The organism is uncultured Aurantimicrobium sp. (genome assembly GCF_936931525.1).
Classification (GTDB): domain Bacteria; phylum Actinomycetota; class Actinomycetes; order Actinomycetales; family Microbacteriaceae; genus Aurantimicrobium.
Genome location: NZ_CAKZII010000005.1, coordinates 1 through 7671, shown reverse-complemented (window position 1 = coordinate 7671; position 7671 = coordinate 1). Strand labels below are relative to the sequence as shown.

The following is a 7671-nucleotide window of genomic DNA, read 5'->3' as shown; positions in this document are numbered from 1 at the left end:
CTTGGCTTCTTCTTGCGCCAAGACAACGACGCGGCGAGCGCGGTCGGTAAATCTCTCAAACATTTCTAACTCCCATCAGCACACATGGTCTGTGCAGGTCTTGATTTGAGAGTAACGACAAGAAGGCACAAAAACTGCCCCTGTTCGCCCACGGCGTGAGTAGATACGGGCTTGTTCGCTGGAGGAAGAACGAGGAGTTGAAAGGAATAAATCCTCCCCGAGATACGTAGTCTGTAAACATGAGCATCCTCACTCCTCGCGATGTCCCACTGGGTGGTCTCCGCGCGATGACCGTGAGGCGCACCTTGCCCAATCGCCAGCGCAGCACGATTGGGGCATGGTGCTTTGTGGATCACTACGGTCCTGACGAGGTGGAACTCACCGGCGGCATGAACTTAGGCGCTCATCCCCACACTGGTCTTCAGACCGTGACCTGGCTTTTCCAGGGTGAAGTGGAGCACCGCGACAGTGTGGGCAGCGTACAACTCATTGAACCTGGCCAGGTCAACCTGATGACCGCCGGTGCAGGAATTGCTCACGCCGAACACTCCACCGGCCGAGTGCCCGTGATGCATGGGGTCCAGCTCTGGGTGGCGCTGACAGAGAAAGACCGCCACATCCCACCTTTCTTTGAACACCACATTGCCCCACGTACGACTATCGGTGATGCCCAGCTCATTGTCTTTATTGGTTCCCTCACAGGTGATACGGGAACAGTAACGGCAGGAACCACCACGTTTACTCCCCTGCTGGGTGCTGAGATTCTGTCCCCGGCTGGAAGCACTTTCACTATCCCAGTGAACCCGACCTTCGAACACGGTGTCCTGGTAGACACAGGTTCAGTAGCCGTGGCAGGCGAGATCGCCACCAAAGACCAGCTCGCTTACGTCGAGCCTGGCCGCTCCACCCTCACCTTGACCATTGGAGACGAGCCTGCACGGTTACTGCTTCTTGGTGGTACTCCCTTCGAGGAAGAACTCGTGATGTGGTGGAACTTCATCGGGCGAAACCACGATGAGATCGTGGCCATGCGTGAGCAATGGCAAGAAGATGTTGTGCACGAAGGTAACCCTGAGGGTATTTTTGGACATGTCGAGCACAGTGGCTCGACTATCCCAGCTCCAGAAATGCCCCACGTTCAACTCCGACCACGAAAGTTGCCCAGGCCATGAGTGATCTCTATGACGGAACCGAGAACCGCAAGTTCGGGCGGATCTATAAGAAGGAAACTCCAGACATTCTGGAAGCCTTCGTTGCGTTCGATAACGCCGTCTTCGCAGAAGAAGGCCGCGCTATCCCGCTCAAGTTCCGTGAGCTGATGGCGTTGAGTGTGGCATTCACCACGCAGTGTTCTTTCTGCATTGATGCCCACACCAAGGGTGCGGTGAAGGCCGGTGCCACCGACGCCGAGATAGCGGAAGCCGCCTGGATTGCTGCGGCCCTTCGTGCAGGCGGAGCCTTCACTCACGGACGCATGGCACTGCAGGTCAGCAGCACTCTGGATCACGAGCACTAATTTGGCAACGAATAAAGAATTTACCGAAGACGTCCTGGACGCTTTCGGCGCACGCAATGTGCGGGTCAAGCCCATGTTTGGTGAGTATGGGCTCTACTGCGAAGACACCTTTGTCGGTGTGATTTGCGACAACACTCTCTTTTTGAAAGTCACGTCACCAGGGGATGTCTTTGCCTCTGAGCTCGACAAGGGCTCTCCCTACCCCGGTGCCAAGGAACATTTTGTGATCCCGATTGAGAAGTTCTCTGATGCGGACTGGATGCATGAAATGCTGGATCTCACTTGGGCTGCTTTGCCAGTTCCGAAGCCGAAGAAGAAGCCATAACCGGAAGAAATACTCATGACCGAGATCTCACACCCCGAATCTGTTGAACGTTTCCGCGCGGCTCTGAAAGAGCACGGCGCGGAAGGTGATGTTGTTCGCCTCGATGACAATGCCCACACTGCCCAGGCAGCTGCTGAAGGGCTCGGCATTACCCGAGGTCAGATTGCGAACTCACTTGTCTTCCTGGCAGATGGCGAACCCGTGCTCGTGATGAGCTCAGGTGGGCACCGCGTCGACACCGACAAGGTTTCTGTCGCCTTTGGGGGGAAGAAAATCACGAAAGCCAATGCCGATGACGTTCGAGCCGCAACCGGCTATGTGATTGGTGGCGTCTCGCCGGTTGGTTTAGCTACCGAGCTACCCACTCTGGTCGATAACGACCTCGCTCAATACGAGACCATCTGGTCTGCAGGCGGACATCCTGCCTACGTTTACCAAACCACGTTTAGTGAATTAGTTCGCATGACCGGTGGAACACCCGCCGATATCGGCGAGTAAGAAGTTCTACTTACCCGACTCAGTTCCGTGAACAGCAAAGACGTCGATAGCGTCAAGCTCTTCTGGTTCAAACTCAGGCCCGTGAATCGCAGCAAGGTTGTCTTCGAGCTGCTTGACCGAGGACGCACCAATGAGTGCTGAGGTGACACCGGGGTTGCGCAGAGTCCAGAGCAGAGCCATCTGAGCGAGCGTCTGGCCGCGGGCCTCGGCGATAGCCGAGAGGCCGCGGACGCGCTCGAGATAGGTGTCAGAAATACTCGAGGACTTGAGGTGTTCACCCAGCGCTGCGCGAGAATCCTTGGGGATGCCCTTCAAATAGCGGTCGGTGAGCAATCCCTGAGCCAGAGGCGAGAAGACGATGCAGCCCGCACCAATTTCATCGAGCGTGTAAAGCAAGCCTGAGCGTTCGATGGTGCGATCAAACATGGAATAGCGGGGCTGGTGAATCAGGAGGGGAACTCCGAGACGGTCCAGTTCCTTCTTCGCCGCCATGGTCTGTTCGGGAGTGTAAGAAGAGATGCCAACGTAGAGCGCCTTGCCCTGCTGCACGACTGAGGCCAGCGCTCCCATGGTCTCCTCAATAGGAGTGTTGGGGTCGGGGCGGTGGGAGTAGAAAATGTCGACGTAGTCGAGGCCCATACGAGACAGACTCTGGTCGAGCGAGGAGATGAGGTACTTCCGCGAACCCCATTCGCCGTAGGGGCCGTCCCACATGAAATACCCCGCCTTGGACGAGATAACCATTTCATCGCGGTAGGGCTTGAAGTCTGAGGCCAGTACTTCGCCGAAGTGTGATTCAGCCGAACCGGCAGGAATGCCGTAGTTGTTGGCTAGGTCGAAGTGGGTCACACCCATGTCGAAGGCACGACGCAGAATGGCGCGCTGGTTCTTCAGTGAACCCTCATCGCCAAAGTTGTGCCAGAGACCTAAAGAAATCTCGGGGAGTTTCAGACCTGACTTCCCGCTGCGGCGGAAGTTCATGATGTCGTAGCGGGTGGACGCTGCTTCGTATGCCATGGAACGAGCCTAACTACTGGAGCGAAGAGGTGAGGCGGGCAAGGCCATCGAGAACGGTGGAGCGCAGAGGCTGCTGCTTCCATTCCTCAAGGGTGAGTGCACGTGAGTTCTCGCGGTAGGCATCTTCCACGTCGCGCATTTGCTGAACAAAGCTTGCTCCGCGCACCATGAGGGAGACCTCAAGGTTGAGGGAGAAGGAACGCATGTCCATGTTGGAAGAACCAATAACAGCAACTTCATCGTCAATCGACATGTGCTTAGAGTGCAAGATGGTGGGTGCTTTGTAGAGCCAGATAATCACACCGGCACGAAGCAGTGCTTCGTAGTAGGAACGCTGTGCGTGATACACCAGTGCCTGGTCGCCGATTTCAGAAACAAAGAGTTCGACCCGAACACCGCGCTGGCATGCCGAGGTGATGGCATACATCAATGACTCGTCAGGAACGAAGTAGGGGGAGGTGATGATGATCTTCTCTTGTGCCGAATACATCAAGGTCAAGAACAGGCGCAGGTTATTCTCAGAGGCAAAGCCTGGTCCTGAGGGAACGATCTGGCAATCCAGGGTGTTGTCTTCGTGGAATGCTTCGATGGGTTCTGCTTCACGCGTGAGCAGAACATCTGTTTCGGAGTACCAGTCGGTAATGAAGATGGCGTTCAAACCAGCAACGATGGGGCCGCGCAAGCGGACCATCGCGTCTTTCCAATGCAGACCGCGCTTGAGGTTCGACTTCTTGAGATAACTGGAGTCGATGAGGTTCTGTGAACCCATCCAGCCGATACTGCCGTCAATGATGACGAGCTTGCGGTGGTTGCGTAGGTCGGGGCGTTCATACTTGCCTTGGAAAGGAAGGAAAGGAAGCATGAGGTGCCAGTCGACACCTATCTTGGTCAGACGCTTCTTGGTCTTGCGGTACCCAACCGTGCGCATTGCGGCAACGTGATCAAAGAGCACACGCACTTCAACACCACGTTCCACAGCACGCTGCATAGCGAGGAAGACAGGCTCAGTTACGGAGTCAGAAGAAAGTATGTAGAACTCGACGTGAACAAAGTTCTTTGCCTTATCAATATCGGCAGCGATATCGATGATGTTCTTTTCGTAGTCGATCTGCATCTGCGCTGAGTTGCCGCCAACTAAGGGAATAGCGCCCAGATTGCGGTTGAGCTCAACCACACGGTCCAGCCAGACCGGCCATGACTTGTCGTGGGCAACCTTGTCGAAGCCTTCGGTGGAGTCCAAGATGAACTGGTTAATTTCACGCTGACGGCGACGACGCTTCCGGCCCAATCGAGGGCTACCAATGAGCAAGAACAAAATCACACCGATATATGGAATGAAGAAGATAGCCAGCAGCCAGCCCAAGGCGGAAGAAGGGCGACGGTTGCGTGGAACGATAATGATCGCGACCACGCGGATGACAAAGTCAACCGCTAATGCAACAACGGTGAGCCAGAAGGAGAATTCTGCTTGATTCATTTCTTCTCGGCCTCAGGAAGTCCGCGCTTAGCGCGCTCTTCTGCTTCCAAGCGGGCATAAGTTTCACGCTCGGTGCGATCTGAGCGCAAAATCGAGCGAATGATGAGCCAAAACAGCAGGCCAAGCAGAACGGTCGGGGTCACCGACCAGAGTGCGTTAAGCCAGAAGTTGTCCATAGAGGTCAGACTACCGAAGGAACCTGATTACTTGACCAGCGGGAAGAGGATGGTCTCGCGAATACCCAGGCCAGTGATGGCCATCAGCAAGCGATCCATACCCATACCCATACCGCCGGCAGGTGGCATAGCGTGCTCGAGAGCCTTGAGGAAGTCTTCGTCCAGACGCATTGCCTCGACGTCACCCTTGGCGCTGAGTGCAGCCTGCTGCACGAAACGTTCACGCTGAATAACAGGGTCATTGAGCTCGGAGTAGCCAGTAGCGAGCTCGAAGCCGCGAACGTAAAGATCCCACTTCTCCACCACACCAGGAATGGAACGGTGTTCCTTCACGAGTGGGCTGGTCTCAACAGGGAAGTCCATGACGAAGGTGGGGCGAGTGAGGCCGTCCTTGACGAAGTGCTCCCACAGTTCTTCCACGAGCTTGCCGTGGTTGGCGAGGTGAACTTCCACGCCTTCCTTGTTGGCCATTGCCTGGAGGTCTGCAACTGAAGTTTCTGGAGTGATCTGAACACCGGCAGCATCACTGAGTGAGTGATACATGCTGATGCGATCCCATTCGCCACCTAAGTCGAACTCAGTTCCGTCTGCCCAGGTAACCACGTGGCTGCCGGAGACGGCAACAGCAGCATCTTGGATGAGCTTCTGAGTGAGGTCGGCGATGGAGTTGTAGTCACCATATGCTTCATAGGCCTCAAGCATGGCGAACTCAGGAGAGTGAGTGCTGTCAGCACCCTCATTGCGGAAGTTGCGGTTGATCTCGAACACGCGCTCGATGCCGCCGACCAGTGCACGCTTCAAGTAGAGCTCTGGAGCAATACGCAGGAAGAGCTCCATGTCGAAAGCGTTGGAGTGGGTCACGAAGGGGCGTGCCGAAGCACCACCGTGCATGACCTGGAGCATGGGTGTCTCAACCTCGATGAAGTCGAGCTGTGTGAACGTGTTGCGGAGTGACGCCATGGTCTTCGCGCGGGAGAAGACGTTGGTTCGTGCCTGCTCACGCACAATGAGGTCGAGGTAGCGAGAACGCACTCGCGTTTCCTCGTTGAGTTCGTTGTGCATGTTGGGAAGGGGCAGAACAGCCTTAGAGGCCATCTTCCACTCGCGAACCATGATGGAGAGTTCGCCGCGACGGCTAGAAATCACTTCACCCGAAACAAAAACGTGGTCACCGAGGTCAACGAGGTCTTTCCAGAGCTCGAGGTTTTCTTCGCCAACCTCAGCCAAGGAAACCATTGCCTGAATACGCGAACCATCACCCGACTGCAAGCTGGCGAAGCAGAGCTTGCCCGTGTTGCGCAGGTGAACGATACGGCCGGCAAGACCCACCGTCACGCCAGTGGTGGCGTCAGCTTCCAGCTCACCGAAGCGGGCACGAACAGCAGGAATGGTGTCGGTGATGGGAACAGCCACCGGATATGCCTCAAGGCCGAGCTCATTGAGTCGATCACGCTTCGCTAGGCGGACAGCCTTCTGCTCGCTGACTTCTGCATCCGTCAGTTCGGGCTCAGGGGTGGTGTTCTCACTCATGCGTGGAGTCTCTCAAGGTTTTCGGTATCGATAAGTCGTGTGGTTCCCACTACCGCGGCCACCACCACAGTGGCAGGTCCCTGGTAGTCGTCACTCACGCTCTGAAAGTTCGTGGGATCGACAAGGTCGAGATAATCAAGTCTAACCAGCGGATAGTTCTCAAAGACGCTCCTGCCCACCTCGCGCACTGCACCCGCGTTGGCATGGTGCGCTTCTCGAGCTGCAGCGAGCAAAGCATGTGGCAACGCCAGTGCCGCTGCGCGTTCTTCTTCACTGAGATAGCGATTACGGCTGGAGAGCGCCAGGCCATCAGCTTCGCGAATAGTCTCCAGCACCTCAAAGCGGATGGGCAACGACGCCTTCTCAATCATGGAGCGCACTAAGAAGACTTGCTGCGCGTCTTTTTGACCGAAGACAGCAACGTCAGGCTTCACAATGTCGAAAAGTCTCGCCACGACCGTGAGCACACCGTCGAAGTGGCCGGGCCTACTTGCGCCCTCAAAAGTTTCACCAATTGGCCCTGCGAAGTGGGCGGGGACCGCAGGTCCACCCACACGGTCTGGATAGACCTCGTCCACATCCGGTGCAAAGACAAACTCTGCCCGGTCTGTGAGTGCAGCAACATCTGCCTCGAGCGTGCGGGGATAGCGGTCAAAGTCTTCACCCGCACCAAATTGCAGTGGGTTAACAAAGATCGAGACCACAACGACATCAGCGAGTTCGCGTGCTCGGGTGACAAGGGCAAGGTGGCCTTCATGCAGTGCTCCCATGGTGGGAACAAGTGCAAGGGTCTTTCCTTCTGCAGAGAGACGCTCACGCAGTGCCGTCATCTCCGAGACGGTGTGCAGGACCTGAGGTGTTGCCATGATTAGTCGTCGAGTCCAGTAAATCCGAGACGCGAAGCATCTCCAGCCTGGCCCAAGGCATTGTCCACGGCAGAACGAATCAGCGGAGCAACAATACGGCCCGGGTTCTCGATACCGATCTCGCCCAACAAGTTGGTTGCCTGATCCACAATCGCTGCAGAGAATTGCGACGCAGTCGCAATTGCCTCGGCATACTGCGGACGCTGTGCCTCTGAGATCACAACGGGCTCTCCGCCCATCTCCACTGCGAGCGCTTGCCCAATGGG

At 56.2% G+C, this 7671-nt stretch carries 10 protein-coding genes; 4 read left to right on the top strand and 6 right to left on the bottom strand.

All coding sequences use genetic code 11. The features are described 5' to 3' along the window. The first annotated feature begins 239 nt into the window (after positions 1 to 239). Genes Q0362_RS00175 through Q0362_RS00160 form a run of 4 tightly spaced genes read left to right on the top strand, consistent with a single transcriptional unit; the run spans position 240 to position 2339 of the window. The gene (locus tag Q0362_RS00175; protein WP_298118366.1) at positions 240 to 1172 is read left to right on the top strand and encodes a pirin family protein; all 933 of its coding nucleotides are present in this window, start codon (positions 240 to 242) and stop codon (positions 1170 to 1172) included. Continuing rightward, positions 1169 to 1516: a carboxymuconolactone decarboxylase family protein gene (locus Q0362_RS00170; protein WP_280794554.1), complete on the top strand. Its 348-nt coding sequence runs from the start codon at positions 1169 to 1171 to the stop codon at positions 1514 to 1516. The genes Q0362_RS00175 and Q0362_RS00170 overlap by 4 nt, the downstream gene beginning before the upstream one ends. A gap of 1 nt (position 1517) precedes the next feature. Continuing rightward, a complete protein-coding gene (locus Q0362_RS00165) occupies positions 1518 to 1841 on the top strand; it encodes a TfoX/Sxy family protein (RefSeq protein WP_298118361.1) in 324 nt (107 codons plus the stop codon). 15 nt (positions 1842 to 1856) lie between these two features. Then, positions 1857 to 2339 (top strand): YbaK/EbsC family protein, encoded by a 483-nt coding sequence (locus Q0362_RS00160; RefSeq protein ID WP_298118360.1) that lies wholly within the window; start codon positions 1857 to 1859, stop codon positions 2337 to 2339. 6 nt (positions 2340 to 2345) lie between these two features. Here the strand turns inward: Q0362_RS00160 and Q0362_RS00155 are convergent, their stop codons facing one another. The 6 genes from Q0362_RS00155 to Q0362_RS00130 all read right to left on the bottom strand — a co-directional run. Continuing rightward, on the bottom strand, positions 2346 to 3356 hold the full coding sequence (locus tag Q0362_RS00155; RefSeq protein ID WP_298118358.1) for an aldo/keto reductase: 1011 nt from the start codon (positions 3354 to 3356) through the stop codon (positions 2346 to 2348). Positions 3357 to 3369: 13 nt separating this feature from the next. Further along, the gene (gene cls, locus Q0362_RS00150; protein ID WP_298118356.1) at positions 3370 to 4833 is read right to left on the bottom strand and encodes a cardiolipin synthase; all 1464 of its coding nucleotides are present in this window, start codon (positions 4831 to 4833) and stop codon (positions 3370 to 3372) included. After that, the gene (locus Q0362_RS00145; RefSeq protein ID WP_298118354.1) at positions 4830 to 5009 is read right to left on the bottom strand and encodes a hypothetical protein; all 180 of its coding nucleotides are present in this window, start codon (positions 5007 to 5009) and stop codon (positions 4830 to 4832) included. Before Q0362_RS00145 ends, cls begins: the two co-directional genes overlap by 4 nt. Before the next feature lie 27 nt (positions 5010 to 5036). Beyond that, the gene (lysS, locus tag Q0362_RS00140) at positions 5037 to 6539 is read right to left on the bottom strand and encodes a lysine--tRNA ligase (RefSeq protein ID WP_298118351.1); all 1503 of its coding nucleotides are present in this window, start codon (positions 6537 to 6539) and stop codon (positions 5037 to 5039) included. After that, positions 6536 to 7405, bottom strand: a complete 870-nt coding sequence (gene panC, locus Q0362_RS00135; RefSeq protein ID WP_298118349.1) for a pantoate--beta-alanine ligase — start codon at positions 7403 to 7405, stop codon at positions 6536 to 6538. The genes lysS and panC overlap by 4 nt, the downstream gene beginning before the upstream one ends. A gap of 2 nt (positions 7406 to 7407) precedes the next feature. Next, positions 7408 to 7671, bottom strand: a 264-nt coding sequence (locus Q0362_RS00130) for a DUF2520 domain-containing protein (RefSeq protein WP_298118348.1), incomplete at its 5' end; no start/stop codon positions are given.

Excerpts from the sequence above, each read along its gene's own strand:
- Q0362_RS00175 (WP_298118366.1), top strand. The coding sequence starts at position 240 with ATGAGCATCCTCACTCCTCGCGATGTCCCACTGGGTGGTCTCCGCGCG.
- Q0362_RS00170 (WP_280794554.1), top strand. The coding sequence starts at position 1,169 with ATGAGTGATCTCTATGACGGAACCGAGAACCGCAAGTTCGGGCGGATC.
- Q0362_RS00160 (WP_298118360.1), top strand. The coding sequence starts at position 1,857 with ATGACCGAGATCTCACACCCCGAATCTGTTGAACGTTTCCGCGCGGCT.
- Q0362_RS00155 (WP_298118358.1), bottom strand. The coding sequence starts at position 3,356 with ATGGCATACGAAGCAGCGTCCACCCGCTACGACATCATGAACTTCCGC.
- cls (WP_298118356.1), bottom strand. The coding sequence starts at position 4,833 with ATGAATCAAGCAGAATTCTCCTTCTGGCTCACCGTTGTTGCATTAGCG.
- Q0362_RS00145 (WP_298118354.1), bottom strand. The coding sequence starts at position 5,009 with ATGGACAACTTCTGGCTTAACGCACTCTGGTCGGTGACCCCGACCGTT.
- lysS (WP_298118351.1), bottom strand. The coding sequence starts at position 6,539 with ATGAGTGAGAACACCACCCCTGAGCCCGAACTGACGGATGCAGAAGTC.
- panC (WP_298118349.1), bottom strand. The coding sequence starts at position 7,405 with ATGGCAACACCTCAGGTCCTGCACACCGTCTCGGAGATGACGGCACTG.